Here is a 16,840-nt window from a genome sequence, read left to right on the forward strand (position 1 = left end):
CCATGATCTGCACAACATCCTCCGGATCCGCCGCCGTCGACGGCCGATCGCCGACCGGCGAGCGGCGGCGACCGCCGGCCGAGGCCGTCGTCGCCAGGATCAGCCCGGCCCTCGACGCCGAGTACCGCACCGCGTCGCTGTGGAGCGACGCCAGCGTGTACGACCTGTGGCGAGCCTGCCTGGCATCGGCGCCCGACCAGGACGTGGTCGTGGACTCCCGGGGCTTCCGAGCCAGCTACCGACAGGCGGACGACCGGGCCGCCCGGCTGGCGGGCTTCCTGCGATCGGTCGGGGTCGGCCGGGGAGACGTCGTGTCCGTGGTGCTGCCGAACTGGGCCGAGTACCTCGTCGTGAACGTCGCCTGCCTGAAGCTCGGGGCGATCATCAACCCGACTCTCCCGCAGTACGGCTACCGCGAACTCCGTTACCTGCTCGATCAGAGCTGTGCGAAGGCCCTGGTCGTGGTGACCCGGTTCCGGTCGATCGACCATCGCGAGGACGCCCGACGGCTCGCCGCGGCCGCTCCCTGGCTGCGGACCGTCCTGACGGTCGGCCCGAGGACGCCCGACGACCTCCCGTTCGCCACCCTGGACGAGGCCCTGGTCGGCGACCCACTCCCGGAGGCGGAGTGCACGCCGGGGAAAGGCAACGCCGTGGTCGCCGTGCTCTTCACCTCGGGGAGCGAGACACAACCGAAGGGGGTGATGCTGACCCACAACAACGTGCTGGCCAGCGAACGAGGGTTCGGCGAGGCCCTCGGGCTGCGCGTGGGGGAGCGGATGTTCATGCCGGCACCGCTGGCGCACGCCACCGGGTACCTGCACGGGCTGACGATGCCGCTGATGTTCCGGGGAACCGTCATCCTGCTGGACAGGTTCCGGGGTCTCGACGCCCTGCGGCTGATCAACACCGAGCAGGCGACCTGCCTGATGGGTTCCACCACGATCGTCGATGACATCGTCGAGGCGGCCCGGGAGCGGGGAGGGTTCCACCCGGGCCTGCGGCGGATCTGCTGCGGTGGGGCGCCCGTCCCGGCCGGTCTGGTCGAACGGGCGCTGGACCTGGGCGTGCCGGTCCACGCCGTCTACGGGGCGACCGAGAGCGCCCCGCACACCATGACCCGCCCCAGCGATCCTCTGGACCGGGTCATCCACTCCGACGGTCGCGCCGTTCCCGGAACACGGATCCGGATCGTGGACCACCAGACCCACGAAACGCTGCCGCCGGGAACCGAGGGCGAGGAGGCCTCGCGCGGTCCGGCCGTGTTCGTCGGCTACCTGCGCGACCCGGAGCGGACGGCCTCGGTGCTGGACGACGACGGGTGGTACTACTCGGGCGACCTCGCCGTGATGGACGCCGACGGATACATCCGGGTCACCGGCCGGATCAAGGACACCATCCTGCGCGGAGGAGAGAACATCTCGGCCCGCGAGGTCGAGGAGATCCTGCTGCAACACCCGGCCGTCCGGGACGTCGCCGTCGTCGCGATGCCGCACCCGAGGCTGGGCGAGTCCGCCTGCGCGTTCGTGGTCCCACGGGCCGGGGCGGACCCGCTCACCCTGGACGGCGTCCGGGCCTTCTTCACGTTGATGGAGGTCGCGCGGTTCAAGACCCCCGAACGGGTGGAGAACGTCGATGCCCTGCCGATCACGCCCACCGGCAAGGTCTGCAAGGGCCTGCTGCGGGCCCGGATCGCCGCCCTCGTCGCGCAGGAAGCCGCCGCACGCGGCGACCGCCCTCAGGAGGAGCGATGACCGTGGTCGTGGGCTATCTCTGGGTGGCGCCGCCGAAGGAGGCGACCGTCGAGGCGGACGGGACCGTGACCTGGCCGGGCGTGCACCGCGTCGTCGGGGACAGCGAGCGGGTGGCGATCGCCTTCGCGCGGGGTCTCGCGGAGGCGACGGAGGACCGCCTGGTCGGCGTGACCGTCGGGGACGCGCTCACCGCGGCTCCCCAGGCCGCGAGCGCGGGACTGGCCCGCGGCCTCGACGAGGCCCTGGTGGTCCGGACCACCGAGGCGCCGGGCACCGCGGAGGCAGCCGCGGCGATGGCCGCCGCCGTCCGGTCGATCGGGGATGCCTGGGCGGTGGTGATCGGCAGCGCCGCCTCCGACTCCGGCACCCGGATGTTCGGGCCCTGCCTGGGCGGGGCACTGGCCTGGCCGGTGCTCGACGAGGTGATGGACGCCGGGTACGACGGCTCAGCGCTCTGGGCGGTCAGTGAGGCCCATGGCGCCGCTCGCCGGTACCGCATCGACGTCCCGGCCGTCCTGGCGGTCTCGGTCGCGTCGCGGACCCCGCGCCCGATGGGGTTGCAGGACATCCTGGCCGCGGCGCACAAGCCGTCGCGTACGGTCACGCCCGACGCACTGGGGGCCGCCCGGATCGGTCCCGTCACCGTGCGCGGCCGGGCCGGGATCGAGACCGGGAACCGCCAGGGCCGGGTGATCGACGGCGCCGACCCGGACCGGGCGGCCGCCGACCTCCTCGACGAGTTGGCGACCAGAGGAGTGCTGTGATGACTGGTGCCGTGATGACCGGAAGCTGGCTCGTGGTGGCCGAGGACGCTGCCCTGGGTGACCTGCTGGGCACGGCCCGCGGCCTCGGAGGGCCGGTGGCCGCCGCCGTGATCGGGTCGCGCGACCTGGCCCAGTACGTCGCGCCGAGGGCCGACCGGGTGGACTGGTTCCCCACCACGCGGGACGTCCCGGCCGAGGCGTGGTCGTCCGCCGTCGCCGACCAGCTGGCCGGCGAGGGCGCGATCGTCACTCTGGCGGGCAATGATGCCGCTTCCCGCATCATCCTGGGCGCAGTGGCGGCCCGACTGCGGGCCCCGGTGCTCGCCCCGGTGCAGGACCTGCGGATCACCGAAGCCGGTGTCGAGGCGACCCGGTTGGTGTACGGCGGGATCGCCGTGGAACACGACGCGGTGGCGGGGCCGGTGTGCCTCGTCGTCGAGGGAGGCACCCGACGGGCACCGTACGCCGTGCATGATCCTGTCGAGGTGCGACGCATCCAGGCGGACCCGCTGTTCGTCACCTGTCCGATCGACCCGGTGGCGCCGCACCTCGACCGGGACCTCGCCAGCGCCGACCGCGTCATCGGGGTGGGCCGCGGACTCGGCGACCCGGCCCGTCTCGCCGAGATCGAATGCCTCGCCGAGGCGCTCGGGGCGGAGATCGCCTGCAGCCGTCCCGTCGCGGAAGACCTCGGTTGGTTGCCGCGCGACCGGTATCTGGGGGTCTCCGGCCGCCGGATCGCCCCGAAGCTCTACCTGATGCTCGGCATCTCCGGTGAGATCCAGCACATGATCGGCGTCCGTGACGCCGGACTGATCGTTGCGGTCAACACCGACGCCCGGGCGCCCGTGGTGACCGGCGCCGACCTCACCGTCATCGGAGACCTGCACGCCATCGTCCCTGCGCTGATCCGTCAGCTGACGTCGGCCGGAAGGAGGAGCGCTCATGCGTAGCGTCGTCCTGGTCAAGCAGGTCCCGGACAGCGATGCACCGCGGGGGCTCGACCCGCACGGCCGGCTGGTGCGCTCGGCCGGCAAGCAGGTGCTCGACGAGATCGGTGAACGCGCCCTGGAGGTGGTGCTCAGCCATCGCGACACGACCGGTGCGGTCGAGGTGGTGGCGATGACGATGGGACCTCCCGGCGCCCGCGACGCCGTACGATCGGCCCTCGCGATGGGCGCCGACCGGGGGGTCCACCTCTGCGACGACCGCCTCGCCGGCGCCGACCAGATCCGGACCGCACAGGCCCTGGCGGCGGCGCTGCGCATCGAGCAACCGGACCTGATCGTGGCGGGGCAGGCGTCGAGCGACGGTGCGGGCGGGGTGCTCCCCGCGCTGCTCGCGCACCTGCTGGGGCTGCCGCTGCTGTCCGACCTGGCCTCCGTGCAGCTGACCGAGCACGAGGTCACCGGCACCCGTCTGGCCGATGCCGGGACCGTCCGCCTGCGCGTCGCGCTCCCGGCGATCGTCACCGTCACCGACCAGCTGCCCGAGGGCCGGCTGCCGTCCCTGCGTGGCGTGCTCGGAGCCCGACGCAAGCACCTGGCGACGCGGAGCCTGGCGGAGCTGGGGATCGTCGATGCAGATCCGCGGACGGTCGTCCTCTCGGTGCAGCACCGTCCCGGGCGGGCGGCAGGGGTGAAGGTGACCGACGACGGCACCGCCGCCGGGACGCTGACGGCGTTCCTGGCCGAGCGCCGGCTGATCTGAGGGGAGAGTTCCGTGGCAACCGCCTTCGCTTTCATCGAACTCGACGAGCGCGGCCAGGTGACCGCCGACGCCGCCGAGGTGGTCGCCGGCGCCACGCGTCTGGGGGAGCCGATCGCCGTGGTGGCCACCGACGGCGATCCCGCCCCGGTGCTGGCCCGGCTGGGCCAGGTGGGGGCCACCGACGTGGTCATCGCCCACCATCCGCTGGCGACACCGGCGACCGCGGTTCCTGCCGCGGCGGCCCTTCTGGCGGCCGCGGCCGACGCCGCCACTCCTCCCAGGGCCGTCGTCCTTCCGCACACCCGCTGCGGCCGTGAGGTCGCCGCCCACGTCGCGTTGGGGCTCGACGGCGGTCTGCTGACCGACGTGGTCGACCTCGTCGGCGGCCCGGAGATCCGGACCACCCAGGCCGTGCTCGGCGGCGGCTGGACCACCGTCGCCGCGGTGCTGTCGGGCCCGGCGGTGATCACCGTACGTCCGGGCTCGCTGCCCGAGGTGCTGCCCCCCGCGCAGCCCCGGGTCACCCGGGTGCGGATCGATCCCGACCCCCGACTCATCGAGGAGGTGCAGGGGGTCGCCCCGTACGCCGGGGTGACGTCGCGTCCCGCTCTGCGGTCGGCGTCCACCGTCGTCGCCGGAGGCCGGGGGATGGCGTCCGCCGGGGGGTTCTCGCTCGTCGAGCGGCTCGCCGACGAGCTGGGTGCTGCCGTGGGGGCGTCCCGAGCCGCCGTGGATGCCGGTCTCGCGCCCCGTTCCGCCCAGGTGGGTCAGTCCGGGACGACCGTCTCCCCGGACCTCTACCTTGCGCTGGGGATCTCGGGCGCGATGCAGCACCTGGCCGGGATGTCCGGGGCGGGGACCGTGGTGGCGGTCGACCTCGACCCGGCCGCCCCGATCTTCGACATCGCCGACTTCGGGGTGGTCGGTGATGTGACCACTGTGGTCCCGGCCCTGATCGAGGCGCTCCGCAGCCGCCGCGACGGTGCCCGATGACCGGCCTGACGATACGACGGGGCCGGCACGGCACGGTCCTCCGGGCCGTCACGCTGGCCTGCCTCGCCGCCGCGGTGCTGGTGCTCGCGGTGCTGTCGGCACGCTGGGCGTGGAGCCGGCCGGCGGTGGCGGCCTTCGTGGCGCGCTATCCCGGCGTGGCGACGGGGGCGTCGTACCCGGGGACTCCGGTCTGGGTCGCCGCCCTGCATGCCCTCAATGTGTTCTGCCTGGCACAGATCGTCCGGTCGGGCCTGGCGCTGCGCAGGATCGGGCGGCCCATCGGGCACTGGTCGCCGCCCACCCGTCGGCGGAGCGGGGAACCGGTCACGGTCGAGCAGTGGTTCCACGTCGCGCTCGATCTGCTGTGGCTGGTCGCCGGCGCGGTGTTCGTCGTGCTGATGGTCGTGAGCGGCCGGTGGGTGCGGCTGGTCCCGACGAGCTGGGACGTCTTCCCGAACGCGCTGTCGGCCGCGCTGCAGTATCTGTCGCTGCACTGGCCGCCCCACGACGGCTGGGTGGCCTACAACGCCCTGCAGATGCTGTGCTACTTCGGCGTGGTCTTCGTGCTGGCGCCGCTCGCGGCGGTCACCGGACTGCGGATGTCACTGCTGTGGCCGGCGCGGGCACCGATCAACCGGTGGTTCACCGTCGAACGCTCCAGGGTGGTGCACACCGTGGTGATGGTCCTGTTCATCGTCTTCGCCGTCGTCCACATCGGGCTGGTGGCCGCCACCGGCGCCGTCCGGGCCCTCGACCACATGTTCGCCGCCCGCAACGACGACTCGCCGCTCGGCGTGCTCGTGCTGGCCGGCGTCCTCGTCCTCACCGCCGCGGCGATCGCGGCGGCGCGTCCCGCCATTCTGCGTGCCCTGGCCGGGCTCACCGGCCGGGTCACCCGTTAGTCCGATCACCGGAGGTCGTCGCCATGCCATTCTTCGAGCCGGAACAGGACGACTATCGCGAGATCGTCCGAGACTTCGTCGACCGCGAGGTGATGCCGCACTACGCCCGGTGGGAGGCCGCCGGTCAGGTCGATCCCGCGGTATGGCGGGCGGCCGCACAGCGCGGTCTGCTCGGCCTGGAGGTCGGCCCGGAGCACGGCGGGATGGGTCTGCGCGACTGGCGGTTCCGCCTGGTGGTGATCGAGGAGCTCGGATTCGCCGGCGCCGCGGCCCTCAACACGGGGTTCGCCGCCCACGACGACCTGGTGCTGCCCGCGATCCAGGGGCACGGCTCGGAGGAGTTGCGCCGGCGGTGGCTCCCGCGGATGGCGACGGGGGCATCCATCGGGGCGATCGCGCTGACCGAGCCCGGTGCCGGCTCCGACCTGCGCGCGATCCGGACCAGAGCCGTCGCGGCCGGCGACGACTGGGTGCTCGACGGGCAGAAGGCCTTCGTGTCGAACGGGTCGCTCGCGGAGGTCCTGGTGGTCGCCGCCAGCACCGACGGCGGGAAGAGCCTCACGCTGTTCGCGCTGGACGGGGACACCCCCGGCATCGATCGCGGTCACCATCTCGACAAGCTCGGCCTGCGCGCCCAGGACACCGTCGAGGTGTTCCTCACCGACTGCCGGGTGCCGGCCGGGAACGTGCTGGGCGAGGTGGGCGACGGCCTGGCGATCCTGCGGCGCCTGCTGCCCCGGCAGCGGCTCGCCCAGGCCGCGATCAGTTGGGCGGAGGCGGCGGGTGCGCTGCGGTGGACCGAGAACCACGTCTTCGCTCGCCGGGCCTTCGGACAACGGATCGGGGACTTCCAGAACACCCGGTTCACCCTCGCCGAGATCGAGACCGGACTGGACGTGACCCGCAGCTACCTCGAACGCTGCGTGGACCGGCTCGACGACGGCACCCTCTCCCCGGTGGAGGCCGCGAAGGCCAAGTGGTGGGCCGGTGAGCAGGCCGTCGCGGCGGTGTCGGGACTGCTGCAGCTCTTCGGCGGCTACGGCTTCATGGAGGAGTACCCGATCGCGCGGGCCTTCCGCGACAGCCGGGTCCAGACCATCTACGCCGGTGCCACCGAGGTGATGAAGGATCTCATCGGGCGGGACATCGCCCGACGGCATCACTGAGGCCCCGGATCCCTGCCCGCCCCCGCTCTCTCGGCTTCGTCCCCGGCCGCTCTCTCGGCTTCGCCGTCGGTCGTCACGGCGTCCGTCGTTCCGGGAAGGTCGAGATCGGCCCAGGTCACCTCGAACTCCCGTCCGTGGGTCAGGGTGCCGGTCGGTGTGCCGCACACCGGGCAGGTCAGTGCGAAGAACTCGTCGATCGGCTGGTCGCTCCCGCACGCGGGGCACCACACCGTCGCCGGCACCACCTCCAGCTCCAACCGTGCCCCTGCCACGGCGGTGCCGGCCACCGCGATCGGCCAGGCCCCGACCAAGGCCTCGGGAGTGACACCGCTGAGCGTCCCGACCCGCAGCCCCACCGCCTGCACCCCGGCGGCGCCGGCCCGGGCGGCGGCGGTGTCGACCGCCTCGGCCACTGAACGGAGCAGTCCCAGTTCGTGCACGGCTCTATCGTGTCACTTGTCCGGGAGGTCGGAGGTCATGGTGCAGCGGTGGGTGCTCGACGAGATCATCGACCCGTTCGGGGCGAAGGTCGTGGTGGACCGTGCCCCCGACGGGACCATACGGGAGGCGAGGTTCGACCTTGCCGGGCTGCCCCGGGTCGACGCGCTGCTCACCGGCCATCCGGTCGCCGAGGTGCCGTCCCTGGTCGAACGGCTGTGCGGAGTCTGCCCCGCGGCGCACCACCTGGCCGGGATCCGGGCCCTGGAGTCCCTGTCCGGTGGGGTCGCTCTCCCCACCGCCGCCGACCTCTCCCGCCGGCTGCTGCACCACGCCTCTGCGATCGCCACCCACGCCGTCCGGGCCGTCACCACCAGCCGCGACGACGCGGTGACCCTGCGGCGGTTCGCCAAGGAGGTGACGGTGGCGGTGGGATCACCCGGCCACTTCCCGGTCACCGCAGTGCCGGGCGGTGTCGCCGTACCGGTCGACGCCGAGGCACGCGACCGCTGTCTCACTCTGGTGCCCGCCGCGCTGGCCGCCGCCGTCCGGATCGCGGAGCGTACGCTGCCCGTCCCCGGCCCGGTCGACGCCTTCACCGGCGCGGACGTCGCGCTGATCGACGAGAAGGGCCGGCCGGACCTGTTCGGCACCCGGCTGCGGGCGGTGGCCGCCGACGGTCGCGTGGTCATCGACGCAGCCGTGGCAGCGGAGTGGGACAGGCTGGTCGCCGAGTCGGTGCCCGGCGATCCCGCCCCCCGGCCCTACCTGCTGGCTCTGGGCCCGGAGCACGGCCGGTACCGGGTCGGGCCGGTCGCGCAGTTGCGTATCGGCGGGCTCGGCACCCCGCAGGCCGCCGCGCTGCAGGCCGACTGGTCACGTCGGGGCGGGCACGCGGCCGCCGCCCGTACGGTCGTCACCGTCCACTCGGTGGAGGCGATCGCCGCGCTGCTGGCCCGCCCGGAACTGCTCGATCGACGGGTCCGCATCGACCCGCCGGACCGGACCGGCCCGGGTGTCGGCATCGGCTGGGTGGACGGGCCCCGTGGTCTGCTGGTGCACCGCTACCAGGTGGCCGCCGACGGCCGGGTCAGTTCGGCCACCGTACTGACCCCCACGGCACAGAACGAGTACTGGCTGGCCCAGTTGCTGCGCCGCGCGATCGACACCGGTCACGACCCGGGTCATCCGGCCGGCGAATCCGGCCGGGGGCAGACCGGCCCGATCGTCGAGCTGGAGGACGCCATCCGTGAGGCCGACCCGTGTCTGCCCTGCTCCTCGGCGCCCGTCGGTGCGATGGGTCTGGTGGTCGAGGAAACAGTGCCCGATGCACCGTACGACCCGCCGGACCAGGTACCCGACCCCTCAGGAGGGCAGTAGCGTGTGTGTCTCCGTACCGTCCAGAATCGTCCGGATCACCCCTGGCGTGCTGCCGATGGGTGACGTCCGGGTCGGTGACCGGGAGGTGTCCTGCTGCCTGGCGTACGTTCCCGAGGCGCAGGTCGGCGACTTCGTCCTGGTGCAGAACGGCTTCGCCATCGATCTGCTGGATCCGGAGTCGGCCGCCCTGTCGCTGAGCGCGTTCGCCGAGCTGGGCGTGCTGGACGCCCCGGAGGACCTCTGAACCCGGTGCGGGGAGGGGCGTACGCTACGACTTCTCGACGGCCAGCGCGACGCTGAATCCGCCCAGGACGGTGCCGGTGATCGCGTCCAGCCACCTCCGGACGCGGCGGCGGGCCAGCCAGCCGGAGGCGCGGTGCATCAGGGTGACCAGCAGGCCGAGCCACAGCAGGGCGATGGCGGCGTGGGTGAGGGCCAGCCCGGCCAGAGCGAGCCCGCCGCTGCCCGGTCCGATGAACTGGGGCAGGATCGCCAGGTAGAAGACCAGGACCTTCGGGTTAGTGATGTTCGACAGGAATCCCTGCCGGAGGCCGCGGGCCGGGTCGGCCTCGGCCCGTCCGGCGACCATCGGCCGGTAGGTCCCACGCCAGGAGGACCGCAGCGACAGGGCGGCCAGGTAGGCGAGATAGGCGACGCCGGCCCACTTGATCGTCAGGAACACGGGCTGGGAGCGGAGGACGAACGCTCCGAGCCCGGCGGCGGCCGCGACTCCCTGGACGGCACAGGCGCCGGCCACGCCCAGCGCGGTGGCCCAGCCGCGGCGCCGGCCGCCCGCGAGAGTGTTGGCGGACACGACGGCGAAGTCCGGGCCGGGCACCAACGCCACCACGACAGCGACGGTCAGAAACGCCAGGTAGCCGTGCAGGGTCATGGGCCCGTCCCTCCGATGTTCTCTGGTCCCCGGTGTTCTCTGCGGTCTGCCTCCGCGTGGGGGTCTGCCTCCACTGCGGTCGCCCCGGGTGCGGTTCGCCCGCGACGACAGGAGCTTCAGCATAAGCGGCCGGACGAACGCCCCCTCGGGGGGAAGGGGGACCGGATGCTCGGCGGTGTTCCCTCGTCCCGGCCCGTGTCGTCCCGGCCCGTATCGTCCCGGCATGTGCCCGCCGTGGCGCTGATCAGCGGGACGACGTTCTGCGGCATGTGCCCACCGAACGCAGGGAGTGTGTTCGAGCAAGAGATGCACCCGGGGGATGACACTTCTCCCACCCGAAAAGCGCAGCCTGTCGGCCGGATTCACGCTGATCCCGCGGAACGGCGGGGAACGAGCCGGCGTCGAGGTTGGTGCCTGGTTGGAGCGAACGTCACCCCCCCTGGTGAAACCTGCCGACGACAACAGACTCTGGAAAGGGCAGCGGCTGGGTGGGTGAGGGTTGCGGCTGAGCTCGCGGGCGTGGGGCCCGAGCCGGCTCTTCCGGTCCGCTGCGCTTCCCGTGATCAGCTGCGGTACTTGGCGACGTACGCCGCGAAGTCCCAGCCCGGGCGATCGGCCGTCCCGTCGAGGAACTGCTCGGCCGCCGTGCGGCCGTTGCGGTACAGCATGTCCCGGTCCTCGTCGGACAGGTCGAATTGAGTGGTCCGGATCTTGCCGGTGTCGATGAAGATGGTCCGGTCGATGGTGCCGTCCTCGTCGATGTGCATCCGGTCGTAGAAGCCCATCATCGTCCGGAGCAGCGCGAACCCGAAGCTGAGCGTCCCTCTGACCGGGTTGGCGACGCCCAGGGTGGCATCGGGCCGGGAGCCCAGCATGATCCCGAAGGTCGGCCACCGTGGGGTGACGCCCGGGGGCGCGTCGAACACGTCGACGGGAAAGTTCGACAGCATGCCCCCGTCCACGAACCAGGTCCGTCGGCCACCGGGCGTCGTCCAGCGCACCGGTCGGTAGAAGAAGGGGATCGACATCGAGGTCCGGACGGCGTCGGCGACCGACTCGGCGGACGGGTCGCGACCGAAGTCGCGGTAGTCCCAGGGAAGGTAGCGCAGCCGGCCGGCACTGATGTCGGAGGTCGCCACGATCAGCCGGAACCGCCGCTCCGGGGGCAGCGGATGGTGCTCCGGATCCGGATCCTGATAGGCGAGATCGGCGAAGGTGCCGGTCCGGCCGTACGCGCCGTACGTCCTGAGCTGTTCGCCGAGCCACCGGCGCAGGTACTCCCCGTGGTAGATCCCGTTGCGGGTGACCAGGTCGATGACCTTGCCGATCAGGGTGTCGTCCCACCAGCTGCCGTCCTGGAACCTCCGGTAGTCGGCGGTCTTGAGGATCTCGACCATCCGTGTGGCCGGGATACCGGCCGCGACCAACGACGCGGCGATCGCCCCGGCCGAGGTGCCGGCGACCCGGTGGAAGGTGTAGCCGCGTTCTTCCAGTACCTCCACGGCGCCGACCAGGGCGATGCCTTTGACGCCCCCGCCCTGCATGACCAGATCAGCTTCGGGCATGTCGTCTCCCGTGGCGTCTTGCCTCGCGCGGGTGCCCGAGGGCCGGACAGCCACCGCTTGTGACAAGAGTCACACTCGGGCCTGATGTGGTCAAGGAGGTGTGGGCCCGAGCTGTCCGCCGAGGTGTGGGCCCGGGCTGTCCGGTGCGGTATGCGCCGAGCTGTCCGCCGCGGTGAGTGCTGTGATTGGCCGGTGGAAGGGCGGCGCCGGACGCTCTCATTGTGGCGTACGTCACGCAGTCGTACCCTGGTTGCCATGGACAGGCTCGCCGCCCTCGTCGGCGTGACCTCCGCCGGGCTCGGTGTCGCCGCGGGACACCTGGTCGCGGCGCTGACTTTTCCCGCCGCCTCGCCCCTCGTTGCCCTCGGTGGCGCGGTCATCGACCTCACCCCGACGGCACTGCGGGAGTTCGCGATCCGCACCTTCGGTGCGACGGACAAGGTGGTGCTCACCAGCGTGATCGTGCTGGTCGCCGCCGTCCTGGCCGGCGCGGCCGGGGCGTGGGGACGACGCTCCCTCAGGTCGGCGCTGCTCCTGGTCGGCGGTCTGGGCGTCGTGCTGATCGCGGCCGCGCTGACCCGTCCCGGCGCACAGGTGGCGTACGCGCTGCCCGGAGTGGTGGCCGGGCTGATCGGTGGAGCGGCTCTCGTCGTCCAGTTGCGCTGGGCGTACGGCCCACGGCGAGCGATCCCGGCGGTCCGGGTCGCTCCGGAGCCCGGTGAGGCTACCCCCGGCCACGGCGGGACCACCCTGGACCTCACCCCGGTGGAGGCCCGCCCGCTGGCCATCGATCGGCGCACCCTGTTCGTCGAGTCCGCCGGGGTCGTGGCCGCGGCCGGGCTGATCGGCTGGGTGGGGTCCCGGGTGGCGGGCCCCGGCGGTGCCGGCACGGCCCTCGCGCCGGTCTCCGCGGTGACGCTGCCCCCGGTCGCCTCCCCGCCGCCCGCCGTACCGGCCGGTCTGGAGGCGAGTGTGCCCGGCGTGAGCCCCCTGGTCACCCCGATCGGCGACTTCTACCGGGTCGACACCGCGCTGTCCGTTCCGCGGCCCGACCCGACCACCTGGCGGCTCAGCATCGGTGGCCGGGTCGCCCACTCGTACACCCTCACGATGGCCGACCTGCTGGCGATGCCGATGGTCGAGCGCGACATCACCCTGACCTGCGTCTCCAACCCGGTCGGCGGCCCGTACGTCGGCAGTACCCGCTGGACCGGTGTCCTGGTCGCAGACCTGATTCGGCGCGCCGACCCGGAACCCGGCGCCGACATGGTGCTCAGCCGATCGGTCGACGGCTTCACCGCTTCGACCCCCTTGGCAGTGCTGCTGGACGGCCGGGACGCGATGATCGCCCTCGGCATGGACGGCCGTCCGCTCACCGCCACCCACGGGGCGCCGGCCCGGCTGCTCACCCCCGGCCTCTACGGCTACGTCGGGGCCACGAAATGGCTCACCGAGCTCACGGTGACGACCTTCGCCGCGGACACCGCCTACTGGACCGCGCGCGGCTGGGCGGCCCAGGCCCCGGTGAAGACCGCCGCCCGGATCGACACCCCGTCGGGCACGGTCGCCGCCGGGCCGGTGCCGATCGCCGGGGTGGCCTGGGCCACCCACCGGGGGGTCGGCCGGGTCGAGGTGCAGGTGGACGACGGCCCCTGGCAGCCGGCGACCCTCGGGCCGGACGTCGGGCTCGACTACTGGCGCCAGTGGTACCTGCCGTGGCAGGCGACGCCCGGCCAGCACACGCTGAAGGCCCGGGCCTACGACGACTCCGGGCAGGTGCAGACCGCGGAGGTCGCCGACGTGCTGCCCGACGGCGCCACTGGCTACCCGGTGGCCACCGTGGCCGTTCGCGGTTGACCTCGGGTTGACCTCGGGCTGGTTTCGGCTCGACTCGGGTTGACGACGGGGCCAGCCGCCAGTCCCCGCTGTACGATTGCACAGCTAACTGTACGAACGTATGGTGGAGCCATGAGGGCAGCTGAGAGTGACCTCACCGCCAAGGCCCGGATCCGCGACGCGGCGCTGGAGGTCTTCGCCGAACGGGGGGAGAAGGGCGCGACGATCCGGACGATCGCCGCCCGGGCCGCGGTCTCCCCGGCGCTGGTCCAGCACCACTTCGGGACCAAGGCCGGCCTGCGGGCGGTGTGCGACGCGTACGCCCTGGACTACCTGCGGACGGAGGCCGCCGCGGGTCTCGAGGACGGTCGGGTCGCCGATCCGACCTTCACCGCGGAGGTGCTGCGCTCCGGACCGTCGGTGACCCGCTACCTGGTGCGGGCACTGGTCGACGACTCGCCCGGGTCGGAGGCCCTGTTCGACGAGATGGTCGCGATCAGCGAGCCCTATCTGCGAGCGCAGGATCCCGAGCTGCCGGTCCGCGCCAAGGCGGCCGTCCTGGTAGCGATGAAGCTCGGTGTCACGGCCTTCGCCCCGCAGCTCTCCCGTACGTTCGGCGTCCCGCTTTACTCCCCGGCCGGGATGGCCCTGAGCGGCCGGGCCCAGTTGGAGCTCCTCAATCCCGACCTGACCGACCCGGCGGTCTTCGAACAGGCGCGGCAGGGTCTGGCCGGGCTGGATCCGGACGATGCCGAGCCGGTGCTCAGCCAGCCGGCAGCCGGCGCCGCCTCGCAGCCTGATCAGCCGGCGGCGGCCATCGCCCCGACACCCGACCCAAGCCCTCACCCATCGATCAGGAGTGATGATGTCTGATTCCGATGCGGTGATCCGCACCGTACGCCTCACCAAGACCTTCGGACCCACCCGGGCGCTCGACGGTCTCGACCTGACCGTGACCCCCGGCGAGGTGCACGGCTTCCTCGGCCCGAACGGCGCCGGCAAGACCACCACCCTGCGTATCCTGCTGGGGCTGCTCCGCCCCACCTCGGGCCGCTCGGAGGTGCTCGGGCTCGACCCGTGGACCGACCAGGTGGCGGTGCACCGGCGGGTCGCGTACGTCCCGGGCGATGTGGTGCTGTGGCCAGGCCTCTCCGGAGGTGAGGTGATCGACCTGCTCGGCCGGCTGCGGGGACGGACCGACCAGGCCCGCCGGGATGCGCTGGTGGAGCGGTTCGACCTGGACCCGACGAAACGCTGCCGGGACTACTCCAAGGGGAACCGGCAGAAGGTCGCCCTGGTCGCGGCCTTCGCCGCCCGGGCCGACCTGATGGTGCTCGACGAACCCACCTCCGGGCTGGATCCGCTGATGGAGCGGGTCTTCCGGCAGCTGGTCGGCGAGGGGCGCGAGGAGGGACGTACGGTCCTGCTGTCGAGCCACATCCTCTCCGAGGCGGAGGAGCTGTGTGACCGGGTGAGCATCATCCGGGCCGGCCGCCTGGTCGACTCCGCTCCGCTCAGCGAACTCCGCGGCGCCCATCACACGCTGGTCGACGCCCGGCTGGCGGCCCCGGTGAGCCCGGCGACCTTCTCAGGGATGGCCGGGCTCAGCGATCTCGAGGTGGCCGGCGGTTCGGTGCGCTGCCGGGTCGAGCCGACCGGCCTGGCCCCGCTGCTGGCACTGCTGGCCACTCTCGACCCACTGAGCCTGACCTGCAGCCCGCCCTCGCTGGAGGACGTCTTCCTCGCCCACTATGACCCGGAGCCGGTGTGATGACCACCCGGGTGGAGCGTGGACCGGCGCCACTGGCGGGGTTCGGGACGGTACTGCGCCTCGTGCTGCGCCGGGACCGCGCATTGTTGGTGACCTGGCTGATCGCGATGTCCGCCCTGGTGATCGGGATGGTGACGAGCGTACGGATCGGTTACCCGACGCCGGAGGCGATGAGCGCCTTCGCCGCCTCCGCGACGGCGAACCCCTCCGAGCTGGCGCTGCGGGGACCGATCTACCAGGCCTCCGTCGGCGGCCTGCTGGCCTGGACCCTCGCCTCGTCCGGCTCGCTCGTCAACGGGGTGGTCGGCATCCTGCTGGCCGTCCGCAACACCCGCACCGAGGAGCACTCCGGGCGCAGCGAGATGCTGCGGTCCGTTCCGGTCGGCCGCCTCACCCTGCCCGCGGCAGCGGTCGCCGCGCCGGGGCTCACCGCCCTGACGATGGGGCTGGTGGCCTTCCTCGGACTGTTCGCCCAGGGGCTGCCGGCCGCCGGCTCCGCCACGCTGGCCGGCATCCTGGCCGGCAACGCGATCCTCTTCGTGGCTGTCGGCACCCTGGCGGGACAGCTCACCGAGTCGCCCGGCCCCGCCCGGGCACTGGGGTTCATCGTGCTCGGCGTCGTCTTCGCCGCCGCGGCAGTGGGGGATCTCGCCGGCAGCCCGGTGGTCTGGGTCAGCCCGTTCGGTTGGGCCCGGCACGCCGCGGCGTTCGCGTACGACCGGGGCTGGGTGCTGTTGTTGCCGGTGGCGGCAACCGTGGTGGTGCTGGCCCTGGTGGTTCTCGGCGCCTGGCGGCGCGATCTGGGCGGTGCCCTGGTGCGGCCGCGCCCGGCGCCGGCCCAGGCCGCACGCTGGTTCGCTTCCCCGCTGGCGGTCGCCTGGCGTCGTCAGCGCGGGGCGTTGGCGGGGTGGGCCGTCGGCCTGGGCGCCCTGGGCCTGCTGATGGGCTCGGTGACCGGCTCCCTGTCGGCACAGCTGGACACCCCGACGTTCCGGCAGTTCGCCCAGCGCATCGCCGGTGACCTCAGTGTCGGCCGGGCGTTCTTCCTGTTCATCCTCTACGTACTGGCCCAGGTGGCGACCGCCGCCGCACTCGCGGCAGTCCTGCAACTGCGCACCGACGAGACCTCCGGGCTCGCCGAGACCCTGCTGGCCACGCCGGTCGGCCGGCCGTGCTGGCTGGTCGCCCAGATGGTCGTCGCGGTGGCGGTCGGCGGCGGCGTGATCGCCGGCATCGGGTTCGGCGCGGCGCTGTCGTCCGGCGACTGGGTGGTGTTCGTCCTGGGACTGGGCTATCTGCCGGCCGTCGTACTGATGGTGGGGCTGGCGGCGGCGCTGGTCGGCTGGGTTCCGCGGGCGGCGGTGTCGGCGTCCTGGGCGGTGCTCGCGCTCCTGCTGTTCCTCGATCTGCTGGGCGAGTTCGGCCTGGTGCCGGCCACCACGATGAACGTCTCCCCGTTCGCGCTGCTGTTCAACGGCCTGGTGGGCACCGGCTCCTGGCCGGTGGCCGCGCTCGGCCTGGCGGCGGCGGGGGTCGTGCTGGGCTGGCTCGGAGCGGTCGGCATCCGGCGTCGCGACCTGCGGCCCTGAGGCAGCCGACGCTGTCGGTGGTGGCGGACCCGCACCGGCGCCGGGCGGCGTGGGCGGCTGACCGACCGCGTGAAAGGATC

Annotated in this window: 16 protein-coding genes; 13 read left to right on the forward strand and 3 right to left on the reverse strand. The window is 73.0% G+C overall.

The features are described from left to right. Positions 1-2: 2 nt before the first annotated feature. From R0145_RS04875 to R0145_RS04905, 7 genes are read left to right on the forward strand one after another with little or no spacing between them, the layout of a single operon-like run. Positions 3-1,754 carry an AMP-binding protein gene (locus tag R0145_RS04875; protein WP_317839289.1) on the forward strand — a complete coding sequence of 584 codons (1,752 nt, stop codon included), beginning with the start codon at positions 3-5 and terminating at the stop codon, positions 1,752-1,754. Then, entirely contained in the window at positions 1,751-2,518 is a 768-nt protein-coding gene (locus tag R0145_RS04880) for a hypothetical protein (protein ID WP_317839290.1), read from the forward strand. Before R0145_RS04875 ends, R0145_RS04880 begins: the two co-directional genes overlap by 4 nt. Continuing rightward, positions 2,518-3,471 carry an electron transfer flavoprotein subunit alpha/FixB family protein gene (locus R0145_RS04885; RefSeq protein WP_317839291.1) on the forward strand — a complete coding sequence of 318 codons (954 nt, stop codon included), beginning with the start codon at positions 2,518-2,520 and terminating at the stop codon, positions 3,469-3,471. Before R0145_RS04880 ends, R0145_RS04885 begins: the two co-directional genes overlap by 1 nt. Next, positions 3,464-4,228: an electron transfer flavoprotein subunit beta/FixA family protein gene (locus R0145_RS04890; protein ID WP_317839292.1), complete on the forward strand. Its 765-nt coding sequence runs from the start codon at positions 3,464-3,466 to the stop codon at positions 4,226-4,228. The genes R0145_RS04885 and R0145_RS04890 overlap by 8 nt, the downstream gene beginning before the upstream one ends. A 12-nt stretch (positions 4,229-4,240) precedes the next feature. Beyond that, positions 4,241-5,221 carry an electron transfer flavoprotein subunit alpha/FixB family protein gene (locus tag R0145_RS04895; RefSeq protein WP_317839293.1) on the forward strand — a complete coding sequence of 327 codons (981 nt, stop codon included), beginning with the start codon at positions 4,241-4,243 and terminating at the stop codon, positions 5,219-5,221. Beyond that, positions 5,218-6,123, forward strand: coding sequence for a cytochrome b/b6 domain-containing protein (locus R0145_RS04900; protein ID WP_317839294.1), 906 nt, complete (start codon positions 5,218-5,220; stop codon positions 6,121-6,123). The genes R0145_RS04895 and R0145_RS04900 overlap by 4 nt, the downstream gene beginning before the upstream one ends. Positions 6,124-6,146: 23 nt before the next feature. After that, a complete protein-coding gene (locus tag R0145_RS04905) occupies positions 6,147-7,289 on the forward strand; it encodes an acyl-CoA dehydrogenase family protein (RefSeq protein ID WP_317839295.1) in 1,143 nt (380 codons plus the stop codon). On the opposite strand, the gene R0145_RS04910 is transcribed toward R0145_RS04905, so the two are convergent. Then, positions 7,283-7,729: a hydrogenase maturation nickel metallochaperone HypA gene (locus R0145_RS04910; RefSeq protein ID WP_317839296.1), complete on the reverse strand. Its 447-nt coding sequence runs from the start codon at positions 7,727-7,729 to the stop codon at positions 7,283-7,285. The two genes, R0145_RS04905 and R0145_RS04910, sit on opposite strands and share 7 nt — an antisense overlap. A gap of 37 nt (positions 7,730-7,766) precedes the next feature. Between R0145_RS04910 and R0145_RS04915 the strand changes: the two genes are divergently transcribed. Then, the gene (locus R0145_RS04915) at positions 7,767-9,107 is read left to right on the forward strand and encodes a nickel-dependent hydrogenase large subunit (protein ID WP_317839297.1); all 1,341 of its coding nucleotides are present in this window, start codon (positions 7,767-7,769) and stop codon (positions 9,105-9,107) included. A 1-nt stretch (position 9,108) separates the two neighbouring features. After that, on the forward strand, positions 9,109-9,351 hold the full coding sequence (locus R0145_RS04920) for a HypC/HybG/HupF family hydrogenase formation chaperone (RefSeq protein WP_317839299.1): 243 nt from the start codon (positions 9,109-9,111) through the stop codon (positions 9,349-9,351). Positions 9,352-9,375: 24 nt separating this feature from the next. Here R0145_RS04920 and R0145_RS04925 read toward each other — a convergent pair whose 3' ends face one another. Next, positions 9,376-9,999 (reverse strand): LysE family translocator, encoded by a 624-nt coding sequence (locus R0145_RS04925; RefSeq protein WP_317839300.1) that lies wholly within the window; start codon positions 9,997-9,999, stop codon positions 9,376-9,378. 563 nt (positions 10,000-10,562) lie between these two features. Beyond that, on the reverse strand, positions 10,563-11,564 hold the full coding sequence (locus tag R0145_RS04930) for a patatin-like phospholipase family protein (protein ID WP_317839301.1): 1,002 nt from the start codon (positions 11,562-11,564) through the stop codon (positions 10,563-10,565). 255 nt (positions 11,565-11,819) lie between these two features. On the opposite strand from R0145_RS04930, the gene R0145_RS04935 reads away from it, so the two are divergent. The 4 genes from R0145_RS04935 (at position 11,820) to R0145_RS04950 (ending at position 16,760) form a co-directional block, all read left to right on the forward strand. Further along, a complete protein-coding gene (locus R0145_RS04935) occupies positions 11,820-13,421 on the forward strand; it encodes a molybdopterin-dependent oxidoreductase (protein WP_317839303.1) in 1,602 nt (533 codons plus the stop codon). Positions 13,422-13,532: 111 nt separating this feature from the next. Further along, positions 13,533-14,273: a helix-turn-helix domain-containing protein gene (locus R0145_RS04940; protein WP_317839305.1), complete on the forward strand. Its 741-nt coding sequence runs from the start codon at positions 13,533-13,535 to the stop codon at positions 14,271-14,273. Continuing rightward, positions 14,263-15,171 carry an ABC transporter ATP-binding protein gene (locus R0145_RS04945; RefSeq protein ID WP_411742075.1) on the forward strand — a complete coding sequence of 303 codons (909 nt, stop codon included), beginning with the start codon at positions 14,263-14,265 and terminating at the stop codon, positions 15,169-15,171. Before R0145_RS04940 ends, R0145_RS04945 begins: the two co-directional genes overlap by 11 nt. Beyond that, positions 15,171-16,760 (forward strand): hypothetical protein, encoded by a 1,590-nt coding sequence (locus R0145_RS04950; protein WP_317839307.1) that lies wholly within the window; start codon positions 15,171-15,173, stop codon positions 16,758-16,760. Before R0145_RS04945 ends, R0145_RS04950 begins: the two co-directional genes overlap by 1 nt. Positions 16,761-16,840: the final 80 nt, after the last annotated feature.

The organism is Raineyella sp. W15-4 (genome assembly GCF_033170155.1).
In the GTDB taxonomy this organism is placed as follows: domain Bacteria; phylum Actinomycetota; class Actinomycetes; order Propionibacteriales; family Propionibacteriaceae; genus Raineyella.

Bases quoted from the DNA above. Each gene is read 5' to 3' on its own strand.
- R0145_RS04875 (WP_317839289.1), top strand. From the start codon at position 3: ATGATCTGCACAACATCCTCCGGATCCGCCGCCGTCGACGGCCGATCG.
- R0145_RS04880 (WP_317839290.1), top strand. From the start codon at position 1,751: ATGACCGTGGTCGTGGGCTATCTCTGGGTGGCGCCGCCGAAGGAGGCG.
- R0145_RS04885 (WP_317839291.1), top strand. From the start codon at position 2,518: ATGACTGGTGCCGTGATGACCGGAAGCTGGCTCGTGGTGGCCGAGGAC.
- R0145_RS04890 (WP_317839292.1), top strand. From the start codon at position 3,464: ATGCGTAGCGTCGTCCTGGTCAAGCAGGTCCCGGACAGCGATGCACCG.
- R0145_RS04900 (WP_317839294.1), top strand. From the start codon at position 5,218: ATGACCGGCCTGACGATACGACGGGGCCGGCACGGCACGGTCCTCCGG.
- R0145_RS04905 (WP_317839295.1), top strand. From the start codon at position 6,147: ATGCCATTCTTCGAGCCGGAACAGGACGACTATCGCGAGATCGTCCGA.
- R0145_RS04915 (WP_317839297.1), top strand. From the start codon at position 7,767: ATGGTGCAGCGGTGGGTGCTCGACGAGATCATCGACCCGTTCGGGGCG.
- R0145_RS04925 (WP_317839300.1), bottom strand. From the start codon at position 9,999: ATGACCCTGCACGGCTACCTGGCGTTTCTGACCGTCGCTGTCGTGGTG.
- R0145_RS04930 (WP_317839301.1), bottom strand. From the start codon at position 11,564: ATGCCCGAAGCTGATCTGGTCATGCAGGGCGGGGGCGTCAAAGGCATC.
- R0145_RS04935 (WP_317839303.1), top strand. From the start codon at position 11,820: ATGGACAGGCTCGCCGCCCTCGTCGGCGTGACCTCCGCCGGGCTCGGT.
- R0145_RS04940 (WP_317839305.1), top strand. From the start codon at position 13,533: ATGAGGGCAGCTGAGAGTGACCTCACCGCCAAGGCCCGGATCCGCGAC.
- R0145_RS04945 (WP_411742075.1), top strand. From the start codon at position 14,263: ATGATGTCTGATTCCGATGCGGTGATCCGCACCGTACGCCTCACCAAG.
- R0145_RS04950 (WP_317839307.1), top strand. From the start codon at position 15,171: ATGACCACCCGGGTGGAGCGTGGACCGGCGCCACTGGCGGGGTTCGGG.